This window comes from Thermobifida fusca NBRC 14071 = JCM 3263 (assembly GCF_001592045.1).
Classification (GTDB): domain Bacteria; phylum Actinomycetota; class Actinomycetes; order Streptosporangiales; family Streptosporangiaceae; genus Thermobifida; species Thermobifida fusca.
In genome coordinates, this window is record NZ_BCWB01000037.1 from 110,500 (window position 1) to 132,780 (window position 22,281).

At 68.6% G+C, this 22,281-nt stretch carries 19 protein-coding genes; 6 read left to right on the forward strand and 13 right to left on the reverse strand.

What is annotated here, in order from left to right:
- Positions 1–41: 41 nt before the first annotated feature.
- Complete coding sequence (locus TF1_RS08595) at positions 42–1,250, reverse strand: antibiotic biosynthesis monooxygenase (protein ID WP_016189272.1); 1,209 nt, start codon at positions 1,248–1,250, stop codon at positions 42–44.
- 144 nt (positions 1,251–1,394) lie between these two features.
- Between TF1_RS08595 and TF1_RS08600 the strand changes: the two genes are divergently transcribed.
- A complete protein-coding gene (locus tag TF1_RS08600) occupies positions 1,395–2,312 on the forward strand; it encodes an HAD family hydrolase (protein ID WP_011293145.1) in 918 nt (305 codons plus the stop codon).
- 41 nt (positions 2,313–2,353) lie between these two features.
- Here the strand turns inward: TF1_RS08600 and TF1_RS08605 are convergent, their stop codons facing one another.
- The 4 genes from TF1_RS08605 to hemL all read right to left on the reverse strand — a co-directional run bounded on the left by TF1_RS08605 (position 2,354) and on the right by hemL (position 5,943).
- Positions 2,354–3,361: an NAD-dependent epimerase/dehydratase family protein gene (locus TF1_RS08605; RefSeq protein ID WP_011293146.1), complete on the reverse strand. Its 1,008-nt coding sequence runs from the start codon at positions 3,359–3,361 to the stop codon at positions 2,354–2,356.
- A gap of 122 nt (positions 3,362–3,483) precedes the next feature.
- Positions 3,484–3,582, reverse strand: a complete 99-nt coding sequence (locus tag TF1_RS15850) for a 30S ribosomal protein bS22 (RefSeq protein ID WP_011293147.1) — start codon at positions 3,580–3,582, stop codon at positions 3,484–3,486.
- Positions 3,583–3,788: 206 nt separating this feature from the next.
- A complete protein-coding gene (locus TF1_RS08610; protein ID WP_011293148.1) occupies positions 3,789–4,424 on the reverse strand; it encodes a histidine phosphatase family protein in 636 nt (211 codons plus the stop codon).
- A gap of 226 nt (positions 4,425–4,650) precedes the next feature.
- On the reverse strand, positions 4,651–5,943 hold the full coding sequence (gene hemL, locus TF1_RS08615; RefSeq protein WP_011293149.1) for a glutamate-1-semialdehyde 2,1-aminomutase: 1,293 nt from the start codon (positions 5,941–5,943) through the stop codon (positions 4,651–4,653).
- Between the two features lie 711 nt (positions 5,944–6,654).
- Between hemL and rraA the strand changes: the two genes are divergently transcribed.
- The gene (rraA, locus tag TF1_RS08620) at positions 6,655–7,146 is read left to right on the forward strand and encodes a ribonuclease E activity regulator RraA (RefSeq protein WP_011293150.1); all 492 of its coding nucleotides are present in this window, start codon (positions 6,655–6,657) and stop codon (positions 7,144–7,146) included.
- 586 nt (positions 7,147–7,732) lie between these two features.
- Positions 7,733–11,320, forward strand: a complete 3,588-nt coding sequence (gene pglX / locus TF1_RS08625; RefSeq protein WP_255266158.1) for a BREX-2 system adenine-specific DNA-methyltransferase PglX — start codon at positions 7,733–7,735, stop codon at positions 11,318–11,320.
- Between the two features lie 66 nt (positions 11,321–11,386).
- Here pglX and TF1_RS08630 read toward each other — a convergent pair whose 3' ends face one another.
- From TF1_RS08630 to TF1_RS08665, 8 genes are all read right to left on the reverse strand, one after another.
- Positions 11,387–11,995: a bifunctional DNA primase/polymerase gene (locus TF1_RS08630; protein ID WP_016189275.1), complete on the reverse strand. Its 609-nt coding sequence runs from the start codon at positions 11,993–11,995 to the stop codon at positions 11,387–11,389.
- 189 nt (positions 11,996–12,184) lie between these two features.
- On the reverse strand, positions 12,185–13,168 hold the full coding sequence (gene hemB, locus TF1_RS08635) for a porphobilinogen synthase (RefSeq protein WP_011293153.1): 984 nt from the start codon (positions 13,166–13,168) through the stop codon (positions 12,185–12,187).
- A 22-nt stretch (positions 13,169–13,190) separates the two neighbouring features.
- Positions 13,191–14,882: a bifunctional uroporphyrinogen-III C-methyltransferase/uroporphyrinogen-III synthase gene (locus TF1_RS08640; RefSeq protein WP_011293154.1), complete on the reverse strand. Its 1,692-nt coding sequence runs from the start codon at positions 14,880–14,882 to the stop codon at positions 13,191–13,193.
- Between the two features lie 50 nt (positions 14,883–14,932).
- The gene (gene hemC, locus TF1_RS08645; RefSeq protein ID WP_011293155.1) at positions 14,933–15,895 is read right to left on the reverse strand and encodes a hydroxymethylbilane synthase; all 963 of its coding nucleotides are present in this window, start codon (positions 15,893–15,895) and stop codon (positions 14,933–14,935) included.
- 1 nt (position 15,896) lies between these two features.
- Positions 15,897–17,330 carry a glutamyl-tRNA reductase gene (locus TF1_RS08650; RefSeq protein WP_061783800.1) on the reverse strand — a complete coding sequence of 478 codons (1,434 nt, stop codon included), beginning with the start codon at positions 17,328–17,330 and terminating at the stop codon, positions 15,897–15,899.
- Between the two features lie 85 nt (positions 17,331–17,415).
- The gene (locus tag TF1_RS08655; RefSeq protein WP_011293157.1) at positions 17,416–18,108 is read right to left on the reverse strand and encodes a redox-sensing transcriptional repressor Rex; all 693 of its coding nucleotides are present in this window, start codon (positions 18,106–18,108) and stop codon (positions 17,416–17,418) included.
- Between the two features lie 165 nt (positions 18,109–18,273).
- Positions 18,274–18,507, reverse strand: coding sequence for a glutaredoxin family protein (locus TF1_RS08660; protein WP_049755081.1), 234 nt, complete (start codon positions 18,505–18,507; stop codon positions 18,274–18,276).
- Positions 18,508–18,608: 101 nt separating this feature from the next.
- Positions 18,609–18,872 carry a MoaD/ThiS family protein gene (locus TF1_RS08665; RefSeq protein ID WP_038044160.1) on the reverse strand — a complete coding sequence of 88 codons (264 nt, stop codon included), beginning with the start codon at positions 18,870–18,872 and terminating at the stop codon, positions 18,609–18,611.
- A 103-nt stretch (positions 18,873–18,975) separates the two neighbouring features.
- Here TF1_RS08665 and TF1_RS08670 point away from each other — a divergent pair, with 103 nt between their 5' ends.
- The 3 genes from TF1_RS08670 to mshD all read left to right on the forward strand — a co-directional run bounded on the left by TF1_RS08670 (position 18,976) and on the right by mshD (position 22,042).
- Positions 18,976–19,737: a winged helix-turn-helix transcriptional regulator gene (locus TF1_RS08670; protein WP_011293160.1), complete on the forward strand. Its 762-nt coding sequence runs from the start codon at positions 18,976–18,978 to the stop codon at positions 19,735–19,737.
- A gap of 262 nt (positions 19,738–19,999) precedes the next feature.
- Positions 20,000–21,016: a hypothetical protein gene (locus TF1_RS08675; protein ID WP_146088096.1), complete on the forward strand. Its 1,017-nt coding sequence runs from the start codon at positions 20,000–20,002 to the stop codon at positions 21,014–21,016.
- Between the two features lie 54 nt (positions 21,017–21,070).
- Positions 21,071–22,042, forward strand: coding sequence for a mycothiol synthase (gene mshD / locus TF1_RS08680; RefSeq protein ID WP_011293162.1), 972 nt, complete (start codon positions 21,071–21,073; stop codon positions 22,040–22,042).
- Positions 22,043–22,281 lie beyond the last annotated feature (239 nt).

The window sequence follows — 22,281 nt, forward strand, 5'->3', positions numbered from 1 at the left end:
CAGGATGACCTTGTCTCCGGCACTGCTCGGCTCCCTCGCTTCTACTCCGGCATGAGCATGTCGAGCAGCCGCTCGCCCGCCACCGCACCGGACAGGGAGAGCTCGATGACGTTGGTGGCGACCACGTACCTGGCGGAACGCCGCGCGAAGTCGATGACGTGCGGCTGCTGTTCGTGTTCTTCGTAGGCGAGCCGGTCGCGGTAGATGGCGTAGACGATGCGCTGCTGGGGGGAGCTGGCCACTGTGTGGCAGGCGTACAGGAGGGTGTCGGGTTCCTGGCGGGCGACTTCGTCAACGACGTCGGCGACGCAGGCGTCGAAGAGGTCTTCGTGGCCTTCCCGGAGCGTGTAGATGGTGATGATGCCTTGCAGTCGGGAGACCTGGGAACGCGGTGCGGGCTCCCCGTCTTCCTCGTAGTCGTCGTATTCGCTTCTCCTCCGCCGACCCCGGGCGGGAGTTTCGTCGTCCTCGTCGTAGTCGGCCCTGCGCCGTCTGCGCCGCACTGGCTCTTCCTCCTCGTCCTCGTCGTCAATCTCGTCGTCGAAGAAGTCGTCCTCGTCGTGGTCGCGGACCCGGCGCCGTCCTCCGCGCCGGGCGGGGGCGCTGGCCCGGTGCACCGCAGCCCACAGGGCGGATACTGCACCGAGCATCATGAGCTGGCCGAGGATGCCGAGACCGAACCGGCTGACGAGGATCTCCAGAAGCGCTGCCAGCGCGATCAGCCCCACCACGCCCAGTTCGCGCTGTCCTCGTTCGGGGTCCCGGGAGAGGCGCACTCCAGCAAGGGCCGCCCCGGTGATGAGCGCCACGAGGACGAAGAGATGGACGAGGGTGAGGACGAACATCGGGATGACGTCGTAGTGGTCGGCCGCCGCCGGGTAGCTGGTGTCGTAGCGTCCACGCAACCGGTCCATGGTGAGGATCACCAGCGGGACGATGGTGAGCGTGGTGACGACGAGACGGGTGCCGAACCGTCCGCGGGGCGACTCCACCGTGTATTCGATGGCGCCCCAGCCCAGGAAGAGCGGGCCGATGAGCCCGATCCCGATGTGCAGGAGCCGGAAGGTGGCGTTGGAGAAGTCCAGCAGCGCCGCGGGGAACGCCGCGCTCAGCGCGATCGCGGTGGCCGTCGCGGAGACCGCCCAGGCGATGGTGGCGATGTCCGGGTACCGGTATGCGCGCACACCGAGTGACGCGGTGGCGCTCCACGCCACCAGGGCGCAAACGAATGCAAGTCCTACCTCGACCATCCCGACAATGATGCTGCACTTTCCGGGCGGAACGAGCATTCGTTCCCGGAACGGACCACCAAAAGAGCGGGATCATTCTCGCATAACGGTCACACCTAACAGGTATCTGTGACTTACCTCACTCATCATAGGTGGGGATCTGCTATGACGGACTCATCCGGCATCTCGGGCCGTAGGCTCAGTTCCATGTGGAGCCGTCTCCGAGACCGTGGCCCCAGCCGTACCGCATTCACCGGAGCGGCCTCCGTCACGGCGTCGACCCGACTCTCCTCTCCGGTACCGCGCTCGCCCAGTTTCGACCGCACCGCCGCCTTCTTCGACGTGGACAACACGCTGATGCGCGGCGCCTCGCTCTACTACTTCGCCCGCGGACTGGCAGCACGGAAGCTCTTCACCACCCGCGACCTGATCCGCTTCGGCTGGGGGCAGCTCGTTTTCCGCTTCAGCGGGGCGGAGCAGCGGCATCACATCAACGAGGCATGCGAAACGGCGCTCGCGTTCGTCGCCGGGCGCAAGGTCTCCGACCTCGTCGCCTTGTGCGAGGAGATCTACGACGAGACCGTGGCCGACCGCATCTGGGAAGGGGCCCGGCGGCTGGTCTACCGGCACCTCAATGCCGGACAGCGGGTCTGGCTGGTCACCGCGACCCCGGTCGAACTCGCCGACATCATCAAACGCCGCCTCGGGCTGACCGGAGCGCTGGGCACGGTCGCCGAATCAGTGAACGGGGTGTACACGGGGCGTCTCGTGGGGGACCTGTTACACGGGGCTGCCAAAGCCGAAGCGGTCCGCAAGCTCGCGAAGCTCGAAGGACTCGACCTCGCGCAGTGCACCGCCTACAGCGACTCCTACAACGACCTTCCGCTGCTGTCCCTGGTAGGCCACCCCAACGCGGTCAACCCGGACGACGCTCTGCATCGGCACGCCCAAGCGCACGGCTGGCCGGTGCACGACTTCCGCAGGCACCGCACCGCCCTCACCGTCGGCCTGCCGTCCGCCATGGCAGGCGCCCTGGCCGGAGGAGCCCTCGTCGGGCTGCTCCGGAATCGTCGACGCGGTTGAGAACGCGGGGAGAGAAAGCCCGTACCGGGCCGCTACGCCGCTCAGGTGCTGCGTGCCGGGCGACGCCGGCGCACGGAAAGCACACGCGAGGTCGCCGCCCAGGCAGCCACGTAACTGTCGAAGGCCTCCTGAGAGGTGTAGGTCGGAGACCAGTTGAGGACCCGCTGGACCTCAGTGCAGTCCAGCATCCGGGGCGTGCCCAAGCGCCGCAGTTGCTCCGGTGAGTAGGCCAACCGGTCGCGGCCTGCCAGACTGCTCAGCACGCGCAGTCCAGGGGCAGGCATCGGCAGCTTCATGGACCGCCCGGTCCGGCGCAGGCATTGTGACAAGGGGATCGTCCCCGGAGCGGCCACGTCGAACACGCCTTCCCGATCGACGAGCGCCATCCGTCGGATCACTTCCACCCCGTCGTCCTCGTGGAGGAACTGCATCCGGGGGTCGTGGCCGGGGAGCACCGGCACCCAGCGCCGCCCCAGGTAGCGCGTGAGCGGAGAGTCCACCGACGGGCCCATGAGATCGGCAAAGCGCAGCACCGCGATCGACAGGTCGGGACGGCGGCGGGCCAGGCCGCGGACGTAGCGTTCCGCTTTGGCGGCTTCCATGGCCTCGTGGAGGCGGGCCCGTGCCGCCTTGCGTGCCCGGGCCTTCGTCGCTTCTGGAACCGACTGCCCTGGCTCGGACAGACAATCGTAGACCGCGACCGTCGAACGCACCACAAGCCTGCGCACGGTCGTAGACCGCTGGCAGGCCGCCAGCAGTTGCATCGTGCCCAGGACCCCGTTGCCTGTCCTGTCTTCCCGCCCGTTGTGCGACGGTGCGAGAGCCAGCCGGAGGTGCAGCACCGTGTCTGCACCGGAATCCTGGACGGCCTCGGCAAGGCTGCCGTCGTGCAGTTCAGCCCGGATGAACTCCGCCCGCCCCAGCGGGTGCTCGGGTTCCACCGAGTCCACCCCGACCACCCGGGCTACTTCGGGATGGTCTTGGAGCGCGGTAGCCACCCTGGCCCCCAGATAGTCGGAGACCCCGGTAACGAGCACGACGCGGGCCATATCGAGACTCCTTCGACTGGCTGGCGGCAGTAGCGAGGTTCTTCTCCGCGTCGCCCGGCCGCCGTGCCGTTGGGGGCCGGCAGGGGGTCGGCGCCGTCAGGCGTCCGCGGAGACAGAAAAGCCTACTTCTTGTTGCGGCGTGCGATGCGGGTCTTCTTCAGAAGCTTGCGGTGCTTCTTCTTCGCCATGCGCTTGCGACGCTTTTTAACAACTGACCCCATGGGATCACCACCTCGGTTTGACACGGACAGAGACATGACACGACGGGCGACTTTGGACAGGGGACCGGCCCGCCGTCTCGAAGGCGCCGGACGCCCCGCCGGGGCGCGGCACCGGGCGAGCCGCCCCAACCGAGGCGGTTGCCCAAAGGGCTAGCGTACCCGCTTCCGCCGCTGGCCGAACGCGGCTAGGGCAGAAAGCCTCGTGCTCAGGCACCCGGAACCGAGGAGCTGCCCGGGTAGAGGGAAGCCGCCGGTTCCGCGTAGGAGACGCCGACCAGCCGTTCCTCTTCGAAGGTCAGCGAGGTGACGCTCGCCAGGTTGCACTGGCGCCGGTCCGGCCGATGCCACAGGCGCCGCTGTTCTGCTGCCCGCCGGGTCACCCAGATGGGCAACTGGTGGCTGACGCACACCGCTTCCCGGCCCCACGCTTCTTTGCGTACCTGGCCGATCACCTCGTTCATCCGCTGCACGATTTTGCGGTACGGCTCCCCCCACGAGGGCAGGAAGGGGTTGTACAGCCTGCGCCAGGTGCGCGGGTTGGCGATCGAACGCGAGGTGAAGGCCATGCCCTGGAAATGGTTGGCCGCCTCCACCAGCCGCTCGTCCACGGTGATCGGCAGGCCGAACGCGGCAGAGATGGGTTCCGCAGTCTCCCGGGCCCGTTCCAGCGGCGAAGAGTACAGCACCGCGATATCGCGCCCGGTGAACCACTTCGCCGCGAGTTCGGCCATCTGCCGCCCTCGCTCGCTCAAGTGGAAGTTGGGCAGTCTGCCGTAGAGGATTCCCTCGGGGTTGTGGACTTCACCGTGCCGGAGCAGGTGGATGACGGTGGTCGTGGACATATGCCGGACTGTTTTCCTTCTGGTTCGTTCCTGACCCGTTTCCCACTGTGGCACAACTCGGGCGGAAGTGGACTGACCACGGCCCTTCGCCGTACCGTCCACAGCCCGCGGCACCCCGTCCGCGCTGCTGCCCGGGCAGCGCCCGTGCCTTTCCTCCGGCACAGGGAAACAGCACCCCCGGCCCCGGAGCGGCGGGGCCGAGGGGTGCTGTCGGTGTGGCGTGCCGCTAGGCGACCTGGGCGGCTGCTTTCGCCGCGGCAGGAAGCGCGGAGACGACCCGGTCCAGGGCAGCGTCGTCATGCGCGGCGGAGAAGAACCACGCTTCGAATGCGGCGGGCGGCAGGTACACGCCCTGCTCCAGCATCGCCTGGAAGAACGCCGCGTACCGCGCGGTGTTCTGCGCGCGGGCGCCGTCGAAGTCGACGACTTCTGTGTCGGTGAAGAACACCGTGAACAGGTTGCCGCCGTGTTGGATGCGGTGCGGCACCCCTTCAGCGGTCAGCGCCTCGCTCACCGCGGCGGAGACCCGCGCCGCGGCAGCGTCGATGTGCGCGTAGACCTCGGGTGTGGCGTTCCGCAGGGTGGCAAGGCCGGCGGCGGTGGCCAGCGGGTTGCCTGACAGGGTGCCCGCCTGGTAGACGGAGCCCTCCGGGCTGAGCTGGTCCATCAGGTCGGCGCGTCCACCGAACGCGGCAGCGGGCAGTCCACCGCCCATGACCTTGCCGAAGGTCATGAGGTCCGGGGCGACTCCTTCAAGGCCGTACCATCCCGACGGGCTGACGCGGAACCCGGTGAGCACCTCGTCGAGGATGAGCAGTGCCCCGTGGCGGGCGGTGATCTCCCGCAGTTTGGCGTTGAAACCGTCGCGGGGCGGGACCACACCCATGTTGGCGGGGCAGGCTTCGGCGATGACGCAGGCGATCTCGTCGCCGGCTTCGGCGAAGGCCGCTTCGACCGCAGCGATGTCGTTGTAGGGCAGCACGATGGTGTCTGCTGCGCTGGCCCCGGTCACGCCCGGCGAGTCGGGGAGGGCGAAGGTGGCCACCCCTGATCCGGCAGCGGCCAGCAGCGCGTCCACGTGGCCGTGGTAGTTTCCGGCGAATTTGACCACTTTGGCGCGCCCGGTGGCCCCGCGGGCCAGGCGGATCGCGGACATCGTGGCCTCGGTGCCCGAGTTGACCAGCCGCACTTTCTCAACCGGGGTGCGCGACACGATCTCTTCTGCCAGCTCCACCTCGGCTTCGGTCGGCGCCCCGTAGGACGTCCCCTGGGCGGCTGCTTTCGCCAGTGCCTCAACGACTGCGGGGTGGGCGTGGCCGAGGATCAGCGGCCCCCACGAGCAGATGAGGTCCACATAGGTGTTCCCGTCGGCGTCGGTGAGGTACGGGCCCTTACCGGAGACCATGAACGGAGGCGTGCCGCCCACCGCTTTGAACGCCCGGACCGGGGAGTTCACCCCGCCGGGGATGACGGATCGGGCACGGTTGAACAGCTCATGCGATTTCAGATGAGTAGCCACGCTTTCAGTCTGTCAGCCCTCGGCCTGGAACCGTCACCGGGACATTCGACGGGTGGCGGCGTGCCTTCCGCCTTGTCCCGCGGCTCTCCAGGGCCGCGGAACTCGCGAGGGGGTTCCGCAAGCTTCACGCCCCCGAACGGGCCTGCTGTGGCGAGGCAGCTGGTCCCCAAGCTGCACCCGGTTTCGGTGGAGAACTGAGCAGACAGCAATAACAGACGACCATATTTCGGCCAATGGAAGACCGGAATAGGGGTGTTGTGGTCGGTAGCCTGCCGATGCGGGTGTCCTCGGGCCCGTTCTGATCGGGGGCGTTCCGCCGTCTAGGCCCCGCGATGCGGGATGACCTGCCCCTCTTTGCTGTGGAAAAGCCGCGGCGCATGGTTTCTCGGGCGGCCCTGAGGTGGATCCGGCCGTGTCGCGGATCAGGCGCGCCGCTTGCCGATCGGGTGAACGACTTACTCGGAAGGCCCGCTTCCTGGCCGGTGGGAGGAGAACCGCTCCTGAGCCCGCCGGGCCCGCGCTCCGGCCCGCCGACTGCGCGGCGGCTCCCCCTCGGGGAACGGCGTGCCGCCGTGCTGCCTCGGGCCGGGACGGTCGCGGCGACCCGGCCGCAAGGACGCAGTAAACCGGAGGGTAACTTAAGACGCGTCCACGCTTCCGGGGCTTCCCGCACCGATTCCGGCCCCGCTATCGACAACCGCGGAGGACGCGATGTCCACACCCTTCGCCACTGCCGACCTCATCGACGCCTACGGTGACGAACTCGCCAGTTGCGAGCTCCAGTTCCGCCAGTTCGGCGGGGTACGGGCCTTCTTCGGCCCCATCCAGACCATCAAGTGCCATGAAGACAATGCCCTCGTCAAAGAAGTCCTCAACCAGCCCGGGGACGGCCGGGTGCTCGTCGTCGACGGGGGCAGCTCCCTGCGGTCTGCGCTGATGGGCGACATGATCGCCCGGGCTGCCGAACGCAACGGCTGGGCAGGAGTGGTGATCAACGGCGCGGTCCGCGACGTCGCCGAACTGGCCACGCTGTCCCTCGGCATCAAGGCGCTGGGCTCCAACCCCCGCAAGTCCGCTAAGGCAGGCGCGGGCCAAGTAGGCGTGAATGTTGCCTTCGGTCAAGTAGTATTCACTCCGGGTGCATGGCTGTACAGCGACGAAGACGGAATCGTCGTCAGCGCCAAAGAGCTGTCTTTGCCCTGACCTGGCAGCCAGCCCCGTGCCGGTGAGGGAACCGGTGACCACCACGGTGGCCACCGGTGGGAGACATCCGTCAACCCTGCCCTCACGGGTAACGACGGTGTTGGTAGAGGTCGTGTCCCGACGTGCCCCCCTTTTTTCCATCTCCCCCTGGTACGCCGGGACACGACCCGTCTGCGGCGGGTGGACGGGACATGCCGGGGATGCCCGCCCACCCGAGTTCAGGCGCGTTCATCCAGGCGCCGCAGCCGTGGGAAACGGCTGTCACCACTCCCCAGCGCCTTGCGACTCCACTGTCCACACGGCCCCGCACACACCGAGTTGCAACGCTCGGTGAATGCTCTGCTTCAGAATGTTACCCCTCCACGTTGGCCACGTGGGTCGATTCGCGATTTTCCCTGCACCAACCTCTTCCGCCCCGAAACCCGGTCGCATCCCGCCCGGATTCGGCATAAATGCCCCGCCCTGGTAGGCAGCAGCCTCACCTGGGGCTGAATCTCGTATTCCACCCCTGCTCATAGGCCTGCACCTGGCAGGATGAAAAGCGCGTGTGCCTGGAGAGCCGAAGCGAATCATCGAGGGAGGCGCGGTGGCCGACCACAAAGACCGAGGTGAGCTACTCACGGAACTACGTCACCAGGTCACGCTTCTGGAAGAAGACCTCCACTCCCGCAGCGAAGAAGACGAGTACGCGGCCGTTCTAGAGACGGAGTACCGCGCAGCCCGGCAGGCACAACGCACCGCAGCCCCCTACACCGACTGGCGGAACGAGCGCATCACCCAAGTGGCAGCAGCCTGGGTGCTCGGCACGCTGTTCGTCCGGTTCTGCGAAGACAACGGGCTCGTCGAACAGCCCTGGATCGCCGGCCCAGGCGACCGGCTGGCTGCCGCCCAAGCCCGCCAGCGGGCGTTCTTCGCCACCACCCCCAACCTCAACGACCGCGACTGGCTGATCTCTGCTTTCGTCCACCTCGCCAAATGCCACCGCACCACTGAAGGGCTGTTCAGCCGCTCCTACAACCCGCTGTGGCAGCTCACCCCTGGGGTGGAAGCGATCGGCTCCCTGCTCGAGTTCTGGCGCCGCCGCGGCCCCGACGGCACCCTCATCCACGACTTCACCGACCCTGACCTGGACACGCGGTTCCTCGCCGAGCTGTACCAAGAGCTCAGCGAGTCGGCGCGCGCCGCCGACGACCTGCTGCCCACGCCGGACTTCGTCGTGGACTTCCTGCTCGACCTCACCCTGGAACCGGCGATCGACGAATTCGGCCTGGACCCCGAACTCGACGTGCACGACAGCTCCGGCGCCCCCGTTTGGCGGCACCGCGGGCTGCGGACCGTGGACCCGGCCTGCGGCAGCGGCGAGTTCCTCCTCGGACTGTTCACCCGCATCCTGGCCCGGAACCGCGCGGCCGCAGGCCCCGGCGCGGACCGGTGGGAGCTCGTCCGCAAAGCCCTGAACTCGGTCCACGGCTGCGACAAGAACCCGTTCGCGGCCAACATCGCCCGGTTCCGCCTGCTCATTGCCGTGCTCCGGGAGACCGGGGCACGCCGCCTCGACCAAGCCCCGGACTTTCCCGTCCACATCGCGGTGGGCGATGCGCTACTGCATGGCCGGAACGCCGCACCCCCCGACCACAGCCTGGACGCCGACGGGGTGTTCACCTACACCACTGAAGACATCGGGGACTTGGTGCGGCGCGTCGACCTGCTTGGCCGCAACAGCTACCACGTGGTGGTGACGAGTCCGCCCGCCGTCCCGGTACGCGACCCGCAGGACAACGTCGCCTACCGTTCCCGCTACGACGTATGCTCAGGGACGTATCCGCTGGTCATCCCGTTTGCGCAGCGGATCTTCCAGTTGGCGAGCCGAGAACGCGCGGGTTTCGCGGCACAGTTCGCTCCCAGTGCGTTTCTCAGACGCGAGTTCGGCCGGCGGCTCGTTGAAGACTTCTACGGCCGCACCGTGAAACTCACCCACGTCGTCGACACCTCCGGCGCGGTCATCCCCGGCCGCACCGCTCCGACCGCCATCGTCGTCGGCCGCAACACCGACCGCGGCTGGGCTGACCCAATCCGCGAAGTCCTCGGCGTACGCAGGGAACCCGTCCCGCCGGAGAACCCCGCCCAGGGCATGGTGTGGCGCTCCATCGTGGAGAACATCCAGCGTCCCGGGATCGAAACCTCCTGGGTGCGGGTCCGTAACAGCGACCGCGACCTGCGGATCGCCCACCCGTGGTCGCTCAACGGTGACGGCGCCGACGAACTGCGGCGGCAGTTGGACACCGCCCCCGGGCGCCTCGGCGACCGAGTCGCAGAGATCGGGACCATGGCGCGGCTCCGCGACGACTGCTGTGCCATGGTCGGCGAAGACGTCCTCCGCCGGGCCGGGATCAGCCCTGCCTACCGGCGGCCCGTAGCCGACGGCGACGCCATCCGAGACTTCCACATCAGTGACCCGGTCGTCTCCCTGTGGCCGTACGTGGCAGCAACACTCGCCCCGGAGCTCTCCCCCGAAGCGGAACGCTTCCTCTGGCCCTACCGGACCCTGCTGCGCAGCCGGGCCGACCAGAGCAGCACCCCCGACCAGCACAGCCCGCTGTGGTACGCGTACCCGGCCTTCCACACCGGCCGGTACCGTGCCCCTCTGCTGCTCGCCTACGCGGAGACCGCCACCCACCCCCACGTCGCGCTGGTCCGCGGCGGCATGGTGCTCCGGCACACCGCCCCCGTCCTGCAACTCCCCGAGGGCGCCACCGAAGACGACTACCTGCGGCTGCTGGGAGTGCTCAACTCCTCCGCGGTGTGCTTCTGGCTCAAACAGGACCCTGAGCGGGACCCCCGCGGGGCCTGGCGCGACCCGCAGGAAGAATCCTGGGAGGAACGCCACCGGTTCACTGCGGCCCGGATGCGGAACCTTCCGCTCCCCGCCCACCTGCCCGTCGAGCCCGGGCGGAGCCTGGACACGCTCGCACGGCAAGCCGCCGCCTGGGACCCGGTCGCCCTCGCGGACCGCGAAGTACCCACTCGGCAGCGGTTCGCTGAAGCCCGCCGCGCCTCCGAAACCGTCCGGCACCGGATGGTCGCGCTCCACGAAGAACTGGACTGGCAGGTCTACGGACTCTACGGGCTGCTCTCCGAAAGCGAGGCTGCCGCCGTGCTCGCCCCCGACCCTGCCCGGATTCCCGAGATCGCTCCCGGAGAACGGGCCTTCGAAATCGTCCTCGCCCGCCAGATCGCGGTAGGGGACTCCGCCACCACCTGGTTCGCCCGCAACGCCATCACCCCGGTCACCGAGCTCCCCCAACACTGGCCGGAAGAGTACCGCCGGGTGGTGGAAGCCCGCATCGACCTCATCGAAAAACGCCGCGACCTGGCGCTCGTGGAAAGCCCCGACTACAAGCGCCGCTGGCACTGCCCGCCATGGCAGGAGCGGCAAGGAGCTGCGCTGCGGCACTGGCTGCTGTCCCGGTGCGAACAGCGCGACCTGTGGTTCGACGCTCAGGACGGCCGGGAAGTACCGCGGCCCCGGTCGCTTGCTGACCTGGCTGAGCGCCTGCTGCGCGCCCCCGACCGGGACGCGGTCGCCGCGGTCGCCGAGTGGTACGCCGACGAATACCTGGGGCAGCCCGAGGCCCGCCTGGCCGACGTGCTCGCGGAACTCGTCGCCGACCAGCACGTCCCCTTCCTGGCCGCCTACCGGTACCGGGCAGCGGGCCTGCACAAGTACGCGCGTTGGCAGGAGGTGTGGGCGGCCCAGCAGGAAGAGGACAGCACCGGGCAGCGGGCAGCCGTTCCACCGCCCCCCACGTATGCGGCAGCGGACTTCCGGGCACGGTCCTATTGGGCCAACCGGGGCAGGCTCGACCTTCCCCGGGAACGGTTCGTGTCCTATCCGGGAGTGGTGTTCGCCGACGATCCCACGATGGTGGTGGGCTGGGCTGGCTGGGACGATGCACAGCGGGCCGAAGTCCTCATCTGGCTCGTGGACTCCCGGGCCGGGCACTGGTCGCGGGAGCAGGTCATTCCCCTGCTTGCCGGAGTGTACGAGTTGTTGCCGTGGCTGCGCCGGTGGCATGGCGGCCCGCTCGCCGCACGGGTCGCGCGGTGGCTCACCGCCCAGCAGGAGCAGTACGGGCTCAGCGACGACCATCTCACCACGTGGCGCCCTGCTTGACCATCGCCACGGGTCCCCTGCTCCTTTCCGCTGCGTCTCGGCGCGGTGGGACGCGGGGAGGGACGGCTACGACGTGGGGCCGCACACGTCGGCGAGGATGTCCAGCATCGCGATCGGGTCGGGCAGGTGCACGGGGGTGGACCGTCCGTAGGGGGAGCGGATCCATTCGACGGTCCGTCCGGAAGGCAGCAGCGACGGGGGCGCGGGAATGTAGCTGTCGCGGCAGTGCCAGCGCAGCCCCGGCATGTCCTCGACTGTCTCGGGGAAGCAGTCCAGGCGGCACGACCACCATTCGTCTTCGTCGATCGGCGACCGGGTGGCGACGAAGAACAGATACCGTTCGGAGTCCAGGACCGCGACCGGGCCGAGGGTGAGCCCTGCACGGTCCATCTGGGCCATGGCCATCACCCCGGCACTGGTGGGCACGTCGAGGACGTCGAAGACCCGTCCGGTGGGCAGGATGATGTTCGCCTCAGGGGTGGCGGACCACCAGCGCCGGATCGTGTCGGGGTCGGTACTGGCCTCCATCGCCCACGCGGCACTGATCGGGTGGACTCCCGGAGCCGGACAGCCCAGCCGGTCGCAGGTACAGGACCGCGGCCCCTCCCGGTTGGGTTGGGCACCCCGGCATACCGGCCATCCCAGGGCCGCGTACTCCAACGCGGCATCGACCATGGCAGCCCGTTTCTGGCGACGGCGCCTGAGTCTGCCGCCCAATACACCGACCATGAATCCCCCATCACCTCTCGTGCCGGCCACCGACATCCGGCGCGGGAATCCGTACGGTCGGGCCCGCGGGTGTCGGGGCTGATTCCGGCTTCCTCAGCACCCGTGTGAGCCGCCGGGGAGTGGTCCGTGGTCCGGTCACCGCAAGAGCCGCGCTGCTTCGGTAGCCCAGTAGGTGAGGATCTGTCCGGCTCCCGCCCTCCGGTAGGAGGTGAGGATTTCCACGATCACTCGCTCCCGGTCCAGCCAGCCGTTGCGGGCTGCTGCCTCGACCATCGCGTACTCGCCGCTGACCTGGTAGGCGGAGACCGGCACGGTGACGGCTTCGGCGACCTTGGCCACGATGTCCAGGTAGGCCAGCCCCGGTTTGACCATCACCATGTCCGCTCCTTCGGCCAGGTCCAGCTCGACCTCGCGCAGCGCCTCCTTAGCGTTGGCCGGGTCCTGCTGGTAGCTGGAACGGTCACCGAACTGCGGTGCACACTCGGCGGCGTCTCGGAACGGTCCGTAGAACGCCGAAGCGTACTTGGCAGCGTAGGAGAGGATCGCGACGCCGGTGTACCCGGCCCCGTCCAATGCGGCGCGGATCGCCCCGACCTGGCCGTCCATCATGCCGCTGGGGGCGACCACATCCGTGCCGGCCTCGGCCTGGGCCACCGCGATGGAGGCGTACCGCTCCAGGGTGGCGTCGTTGTCGACCTCGTTCCCTTCGGTGAGCACTCCGCAATGTCCGTGCGAAGTGTACTCGTCCAAACACAGATCGGTCATCACGACGACCGCATTGCCCAGGTCTGCGGTGAGTTTCCGCAACGCCACCTGGACGATCCCGTCGGGGTCGTCGGCTGCTGACCCGCGTTCGTCCTTGACGGCGGGAACCCCGAACAGCATGATCCCGCCGACCCCGGCCTCGACCGCTTCTTCCGCGCTCTTCCGCAGGCTGTCCAGGGTGTGCTGGTAGACGCCCGGCATGGAGCTGATCTCCTGCGGCGCGTCGATGCCCTCCTTGACGAACATCGGCAGGATGAGCTCTTCGGGCCGGACGCGGGTCTCCGCGACCAGCCGCCGCATCGCGGCTGTGGTGCGCAACCGCCGCGGTCGCGCCAGCGGGAAACGGGCCGTCATACGGGTTCTCTCCTGTCCTGAATCAGATCATGAGGTTCTTACGGCGACGCCCCCGGCGCTTCTGGCTGGGCCGCAGCACGGGCTTGCCCGCTTCGATCGCCGCCTGCCGCTGGGCGGCACCGAACTCTGCGAGCGCTTCGGCCAGCGCTGCCACCGACGCCTTCGGCGCGCGGACGTCGACACGCAGGCCGAACTCTTCCGCGGTTTTCGCGGTCTCCGGCCCGATCACGGCGATCACGGTGGTGGCGTGCGGCTTGCCCGCGATCCCGACGAGGTTGCGGACCGTGGAGGACGAGGTGAACATCACCGCGTCGAACCCGCCGCCCTTGATGGCTTCGCGGATAGGTGCGGGCGGGGGTGCGGCCCGCACCGTCCGGTAGGCGGTGACGTCGTCGACCTCCCAGCCGAGGTTCACCAAGCCTTCGGAGAGGACCTCGGTGGCGATGTCGGCGCGGGGCAGCAGGACCCGCTCGATCGGGTCGATATCCGGGTCGTAGGGCGGCCACACTTCAACGAGCCCGGCCGCGGACTGCTTGTCCTCCGGCGGCTGCAGGTCCGGGTGGATGCCGAAGGCGCGGAGCGCGGCCGCGGTCTGCTCCCCGACCGCGGCGACTTTCACCCCGGCGAAAGCCCGCGCATCCAAACCGTAGTCTTCGATACGCTCCCGGATGGCTTTGACCGCGTTCACCGAGGTGAACGCCACCCACTGGTAGCGTCCGGTGACCAGGCCGCGGACCGCCCGCTCCATCTGCTGCGGTGTGCGCGGCGGCTCCACCGAGATCGTCGGCACCTCCTCGGGTACCGCGCCGTAGCTGCGCAACTGCTCGGAGAGGGCCGGGGCCTGCTGGCGGGTGCGCGGCACCAGGACCCGCCAGCCGAACAAGGGCTTGGTTTCGAACCAGGACAGCTTCTTCTGGCGCTGCGCCACCCCTTCCCCGACGATGAGCAGCGACGGACGGGGGATGGTGTGCCCCTTGGCGTCGGCGGCTTTCAGATCGGCCGCCAGCCGGGCCAGGGTTGAGGTGATAGTGGTCTGGTAGGTGGTCGTCCCCATCCGGGTCACCGTGACCGGTGTGGTGTCGGGCCGACCGCCGGCGATCAAGGTCTTGCAGATCCGGTCGAGGCCGGGGCCTTTCGCGTCCGGATCGTCCTCGGTGGGCGCATCCGGGTGGAGCACGACCAGGGTCGCCTTGCTCTGCGCAGCGTTGACCCAGTCCACGTCAGTGTCGGCAGCGTCGAGGATCCGCACCTCGTTGGTGCCGTGCGGCAGCAGCTCGGTTCCCGCGTAGGCAGGGACGGCGGTAATCGAGGAGAGCCCCGGCACGATCTCGAACTCGATCCCCGCGTCGCTGGCAGCCTCGGCAAGAGCCGCGCCCTGGCCGCTCAGCAGCGGGTCGCCCGGGTAGAGGCGGACGACACGCAGTCCTTGCGCAGCCTTGGAGAGCGCGAACGCGTCACCGCTGTCCCCGTACTCGTCCGGGTCGACGATGACCGTGTCAGGGCGGCAGTGGCTCAGCAGCCCTTTCCGGTGCCGGGCAAGATGCGGCGGTTCACGGAACGTGAGGACGACGTCGGCCTGACCCAGCAGCGCGGCGCCCCGCAGTGTCAGCAGCTCGGCGTCGCCCGGTCCAGCACCCACCAGCGCGATGTGACCGGCGGCGGGCTTGGCGGCGTGCTCGGCCCCGGTAGCCGGGGTCTCAGTCTGCGGGTTCACTTCGCTCCTCTTCTCACCTGTCCGCGTCCCTGGCTTCGGCGGGACTCGTGTCAGCTCTCTCCTCTTCCCGCCGCGGCGTCGGCCACGATCTGATCGGCCCCCTGCTCGATCATGTCGTGGGCGAGCTGGCGGCCGAGTGCGGTGGCCGCCTGGACCGCGTCGGGGAATTCGGTGACGGTGACGGTCTGCTCGGCGCGCACAGCCTGACTGCCGTCCGTGGCGACGACCGCGGCGCGCAGGCGGAGGCGATCCTCAGCCACGAACTCGGCGTAGGCGCCCACCGGGGCGGCGCATCCGGCTTCTAGTTCCGCCAGGATGACACGTTCCGCGGTGACCGCGGCCCGGGTGGGGAGATGGTCGACCGCGGTGAGATAGCGCAACGGTCCGGTGAAGTCGGCGGTGCGGCATTCGACGGCGAGCGCGCCCTGGCCGGGGGCAGGCAGGACCTGGTCCACGTCGAAGACGTCGGTAACGTCGTCGAGGCGGCCCACCCGGTGCAGTCCGGCGTAGGCGAGTACGACCGCGTCGAGTTCTCCAGAAGCGACTTTGCCCAGCCGGGTCTCTGCGTTGCCGCGGATCGGCACGTAGCGCAGGTCGGGGCGGAGCGCGGCGAGCTGCGCGACCCGGCGTGGCGACCCGGTGCCCACCGTGGCGCCGGGGGGCAGGTCGGCGAACTTGAGGCCGTCGCGGGCGCACAGGGCGTCCCGCGGGTCGTCCCGTTCTGTGACGGCGGCGAGCACGATCCCCTCAGTGGGGGCGGTCGGCAGGTCTTTGAGGGAGTGGACGGCGAACTCCACCTCGCCGGCGAGCAGGGCGTCGCGGAGCGCGCTCACAAAAACCCCGGTGCCGCCCAGTTGGGTCAGGTGCGCGCGGGTGATGTCGCCGAAGCTGGTGATCAGGACCAGTTCGACCGGTACTCCGGTGCGTGCGGTGAGGATCTCGGCGACCCTGCGGGACTGGTTGGTGGCCATAGTGCTGCGGCGGGTGCCGAGCCTGGCCGGTGTGGTGGACATATCATCTCTCCTCGCCGAGAGCGGTCCCGGGTTTCACTACCGCGCTCGGGATTGCCGGGTCGAGGTCGAACAATTCGCGCAATGCCTCGGCGTAGACGGCCCCTTCAGGGCCGGTCGCCAATTGTTTCACTCGCACCGTGGGCTGGTGCAGCAGTTTGTCGACGACGCGCCGCACAGTGCGGGTGATTTCCGCCCGGGTGCGGTCATCGATACCGGGTAGCCGCCCGTTCAAACGTTCCAGTTCGCTTTCCACCACCTTCTGGGCTTTGCTGCGGAGCGCGACCACGGTGGGGGCAACCCGTTCTGCGCTGCGCACCGCCTGGTATTCGGCGACCTCCTCGGCCACGATGTCGCGCACCGCGGTGAGGTCGGCCACCTGTCCGGTCGCGGTGCCGTCTTCAGCGGCGTCGCGGAGCTCTTCAATATCGACGAGGTGGACGCCGGGCAGTTTGCGCACGGCCTTGTCGATGTCGTGGGGGAGTGCGAGGTCCAGGAAGACCAGGGGGCGGGTGGCGCGGTCGCCGCCCGCAGCCACCTGCTCGGCGGTGAGGACGATCCCTTGCGCTCCCGTGCAGGAGATCACCAGGTCGATGTCGGCGAGGTGGCGGGCGGCGTCCTCGAAGGGCACCGCGCTGCTGCGGACCGACTCGTAGCCTTCAGTGAGGCATTCTGCCAACCGCTGCGCCCGGTCGAAGGTGCGGTTGGCGATGAGTATCGTGCTGGCGCCGTGGCGGGCCACCGTGTTGGCGGCCAGGGCGCTCATCGACCCGGCGCCCAGCACCATGATGCGGCGCCCGGTGAGGAGCTGGGGGTCAGGCAGTGCGGCGCTGACCTCGACGCCGGTGTCGCCGTCGACCGGACAGACCGCTGCAGCGGCAGACGGCTGCGGTTCGCGATCGGGGGTGAGGAAGCGTCCGGCGACGGTCAACCCGAAGCTGACCATGCTGGCTCCGGCCTTGTCCAGGCGGGTCTCGGTGTGGGCGCGTTTGCCGACGCGCAGGGCGCGCTGGCCGAGGTCGTTGAGGACCCTTCCGAGCGTGCCGACGTGCTGGGCGTCTTTGAGCGCGTTGCGGACCTGGCCGAGGATCTGGCCCTCGCCGACGACCATGGAGTCCAGGCCGCAGGCCACGGAGAACAGGTGCTGGACGGCGCGCTCCTCGTAGTGCACGTAGCAGTGCTGGGTGAGTTCTTCCTGGGAGACGCCGGTGTACTGGGAGAGGAGTTCGCAGATGGCGGCGACCCCAGGGTGGAACTGGTCGACGTCGGCGTAGACCTCGGTGCGGTTGCAGGTGGAGACCACCATCGCCTCGTTCACGGCAGAGGTGTTGACCATCTCCGTCATGAGTTTCAGGCGTACTTCACCGCTGAGCGCTACCCGTTCGAGCAGCGTCACGGGCGCACTCCGGTGGCTCAACCCTAGGGCGAGGACACTCATCCGCACTCCAATGCAGCCATCGTTTTCGCAACGCTCCCTTCCTTATGCGCGTCCGTTCGAACGCCCGCCTGGCGGCCACCTGCTCTCAGGCTTCCAGCACGTCCACCCAGTCCTTTCCTTGGTCTCGTGCGGACTTGCGCTGCTCGTGGAAGGCCAGGATCTGGAGCTCAATGGACAGATCGACCTTACGCACATCCACATGCTCGGGCACATTGAGGACCACTGGAGCAAAGTTGAGGATGCTGGTGACGCCGGCCGCGACGAACCGGTCGCACACCCGCTGCGCGGCTGACGCGGGAGTGGCGATCACCCCGATTGCGATCTTCTCACTGCGGACAACGCTCTCTAGATGGTCAATATGCCGTACGGTCAGTCCGGCGACCTCGGAGCCCACCACGTCAGGGGCCTCGTCGAGAAGCGCTGCGATACGGAATCCGCGGTTTCCGAACCCTCCGTAGTTGGCCAGGGCGCGCCCCAGGTTGCCGACGCCGATGATGGCCACGGCCCAGTCCTGGGTGAGACCGAGCTCGCGGGAGATCTGGTAGATGAGGTATTCGACGTCATAGCCGACTCCGCGGGTGCCGTAGGACCCGAGGTGGGAGAGGTCTTTGCGGAGCTTGGCCGAGTTCACCCCCGCCGCCGCGGCGAGTTCCCCGGACGACACCGTGGGGATTCCCCGCTCGCTCAGCGCCTGGAGGGCACGGAGGTAGAGCGGGAGTCTGGCGACTGTCGCCTCTGGGATACCCCTATCCCGAGGCCGTGACGGACGGCTGGTCACAGGTGCGCGCTCCTGGGCGACATCGGCATTGCGGGACTTTCCTTGACCGAGTGCGGGTGCCGAGGAGAGGTTCCTGTGGCACCCGTCACATGATCGGTTCGAAAGAATTTGCCCTCAGGTTACGCCCTTGTGAAAGGGTGAACAAAGTGGGGTCGGGTATCACACTCAGGCACGTTCTTCAAGGAGTGCGGCGCGCAGCCGCTGCTCGTTCACCCGCCAGAAGTCGTGCTGCTTGCCGTCGACGAAGATGACCGGGATCTTGTCCCAGTACTCTTCCTTCTCCTTGTCGTCGGCTGTGGTGAGGTCGCGGACCTCGTACCGGGCCCCCGTTTCGGCGCAGACTCGCGCGATCACGGCGAGCGCTTCCTCACACAGGTGGCACCCTGCTTTCCCCAGCATGGTGACCACGTGAGGATTGTCACTTTTCTTGGCATGGTTCGACGCCGACGCCAATCCCCTCGTCCTCCCTACTCCCTGCTGTTTCCGGCTGCCGCGCGGAATCATCCGCCCGCGAACGGCGGAAGCACTTCCACAATCCACCCGGGTTCGAGAACCACCTCGTGATGGGGCCGGACGCCCACCGGAGTGGCGTTCACCAAAAACGAGGAACGCGCTAAAACAGCGAGCATTGCCGCGTTTCCCTCGTATTTCTGGCGCACCTGTTCGAGCAGGTCGCTCAGGGTGCTTGCGGTGAAGGTCTCCTCGTGCCGACCTGCGGCCGCCTTCGCCGCGGCCCAGTACCGCACCGTCCCGCAAGAGGTCAACGGATTATCCTTGTATTCCTCGGAGGCAATTTTTCCACTACGCATTCTTGTCGGGGGCAATGGGGCCTTCGTACGCACCGTTCATGGGCGACGGGAAGGGCACATGAGCCACCTTCTACTACTCACCAACTCCAACGACCCATCCGATCAGATCCTGCCTGCACTGGGCCTGCTCCTGCACTCGGTGCGTGTGGCACCCGCCGAGGCGAGCGCCCTCCTGACCCCCGGTCCCGACAACGCAGCCGGGTCCCCGGTGGACGCAATCCTGGTCGACGCCCGCACCAACCTTGTCGCGGCCCGCAACCTGTGCCGCCTCCTCAACACCACCGGCCTGGACTGCCCGCTCATCGCTGTCCTCACGGAAGGCGGTGCCGCCGCGCTGACCCCTGAATGGCAGGTCACCGACTTCCTGCTCACCACCGCGGGCCCAGCTGAGGTAGAGGCGCGGCTGCGGCTCGCGATCGGCCGGGCCGACAGCGCCGACGACCCCGACGAGATCCGCCGCGGCGACCTGGTCATCGACGAAGCCACGTACAGCGCCCGGTTGCGCGGCCGCATCCTCGACCTCACCTTCAAAGAGTTTGAGCTGTTGAAGTTCTTGGCCCAGCACCCGGGTCGGGTCTTCACTCGCGCGCAGCTTCTCCAAGAGGTGTGGGGATACGACTATTTCGGCGGGACCCGGACGATCGACGTCCACGTACGGCGGCTGCGCGCCAAGCTCGGCCCCGAGTACGAATCCTTGATCGGGACGGTACGCAACGTCGGCTACCGCTTCGTCATGGACCCCGCGGCCAAGTCCAACAGCGACGCGGCGATGCCTCGCATGGCGGAACCGGAGCGTTCGCTCGCCCCGCACCAGCTCTAACCGCACGTGGCGGGTCAGGGCCGGACAGTACGGCCCTCCCCGCCTACGACACGCGATCAACCGGTCACCCCAAGGGGTCGTTTTCGACGCCTAAAAGACTTAGGATGGTACGCGCCAGTTTTCACGCTACTGACCGTTTCACGGTGAGGTAGCGTTCCTTTTCCCTTGCTGTCGGGAACGTGCCTGTTCACACGGTTGGCAGCACGCGGTTTGGTGATCGAGGAGGGCCGTCCCCATGCCCCCTGGGATGGACAAGGCTCGCGTGTCCCGTCCACGGCGGCGCGCCTGGCTCGGAGTCCCCGTGGGTGCGGCTTTTATCGGGTGCCTCCTGGTGCCCACCCTGCCTGCCTCCGCTGACGCCACACTCGACCTGGACTTGTCCAGCCGCTCCGCTCTCCCGGGCACCGCGTTCTCTCTCCCGCTTTCGGTCCGCAACACTCTCGAGTCCGCTGAGGTCACGATCAGCGAAGCGACCGCTACAGCGGACAGTTCTGACGTGACGGACCTCGCCGTGGTCGACCTCCCCGAGGTCCTCTCCCCGGGGGACACTGCTGAGGCCGAGGTCGTCGGAAGCGTGGTAGGCGAGCCCGAAGAGTCCCAGATCCGGATCGAAGTCGAGATCGCCTACTCCTACCCGGCCCCGTGCGAAGCCCCGGAGCCCTCAGCGTCCGCGGATGACGAGTCCTGCCTGGAGACGCCGCTCACAGGAACGGCGCGGGTCAGCGCCTGGCTGCGGGTGCCGCAGTTGACGCCGAAGCCCACCCCGACGCCCACGGTGTCGCCGTCCGTGCCCGCACCATCCCCGTCGGCGACGCCGACAGCACCTGTGCCTCCGGAGCGGCCGTCCACCCCGCCTCCTCCACCACACCCCTCCGCTACGCCGTCGAGCCCGAGCGGGCAGCCTTCAGCCACGCCGTCTCCGCGTTCCTCGTCGCCGCAGTCCCCGATCCCCCACAGCCCGGTGTCGACGCTGCCGCCGCAGAGTGCTGCGGGCGGCCCGTCCTCGCCTCCTGGGCTGCCGACCGACACCGCGCACCTGCCCGAGCTGGCTGCGCCGAGCGACGAGTACGCCGAGCTGCCGATGGTCACTCCCGGCGAGGAGAACAGCGAGCAGGACGGGGCGGCCCCGGTCTCCCAGGAGGGGCCGGTCGACCCGCTGCTCACCCCGTTCATCCTGCTGCTGGTCTTGATGCTCCTGCTGCTGTTGGCCACTCCGCTGGGCCCGGTCCGGCGGGTGCGGGTCCGGCACAGCTACGTGGGGCGGCGCCGCAAGCGCTGACCAGGCGTGACCCGGCCGCGCAGCAGGGCGGGGGACGCTCAGTAGGCTCGTGCCATGAGCCACATCCTCACCACTGACACGCTGAGCCCTGAGCAGGTCGCGGCGGTGCTCGCCCTGGCCGAGGCGGTGCGGGACGCCGACGGTGTTGCCGCGCTGTCGGAGCAGACCCTGTTGCGGGTCCGGCACGGCGCCCGCGGCCGGGGGCGCTTCCACTTGGCCTACGTCGACGCCGAGCAGGGCCGAGTCCTCGCCGGTTGTGCGTTCGCCGAGGTCTCCCCGGGGGAACCGGATTCGGCTGAGGTAGCGGTGGCACCGCAGTGGCGGCGGCACGGCCTGGGGCGGCGGCTGCTGGACGAGCTGTGGGCGCATGCGGATGCGCGCGGCCTGCGGGTGTGGGCGCACGGCGATTTGGCGCCGGCGCGGGCGCTTGCCGCTTCCGCCGGCCTGCAGCGGATGCGTGCGCTGTGGAAGATGCGGCTGCCGCTGCGAGGCACGGATTCGGCTCCTGCTGCCACGCTGCCCGAGCCTGCCTTGCGTCCCGAGGTCGCCCAGCAGGTGGAGATCCGGACGTTTCGGGTGGGGGTGGACGAGCAGGAGTGGCTGCGCACCAACGCCCGCGCTTTCGCTGACCATCCCGAACAGGGCGCTCTTACCTTGGAGGACCTGCAGCAGCGCGAACAGGAGCCGTGGTTCGACCCGGAGGGTTTCTTCGTCGCGGTGGACCGGGGCAGCGGCCGCATCGCGGGTTTTCACTGGACCAAAGTGCACGACGACGGGGCCGGGCTCACCGACGGGGAGCCGGTGGGCGAGGTGTACGTCGTGGGGGTGGACCCAGACTGGCAGGGCAGCGGGCTGGGCCGGGTGCTGACGCTGCGGGGCCTGCACCATCTGCGGGACCGCGGGCTGCCGTGGGTGCTGCTGTACGTGGATGAGGAGAACCGTCCCGCGGTGCAGTTGTACCGTTCGCTCGGTTTCGAACTGTGGGAGAGCGACGTCATGTACGGGCGGGTACCCGAGGAGCGGTGAGCGGGCGCGGCCAGGGGTGCACGCTCAGCGATGGAACAGTGCACGCTCCGCCGTCACCGCAGGCCAGAAAGGGGCAAAATTCTCAAAACGCACCTCGTTCACCCAAACTCTATGAGAGGGACGAACTACTTTTAGCGTCACTCATCCCCACGTTCACCGCCTGTTCATCTTCTTTGGTATGACTGGCCACCTCGGCTCCTTACCTTGGCTTTCGGCGGGAACGCCGACATATCCCGCCC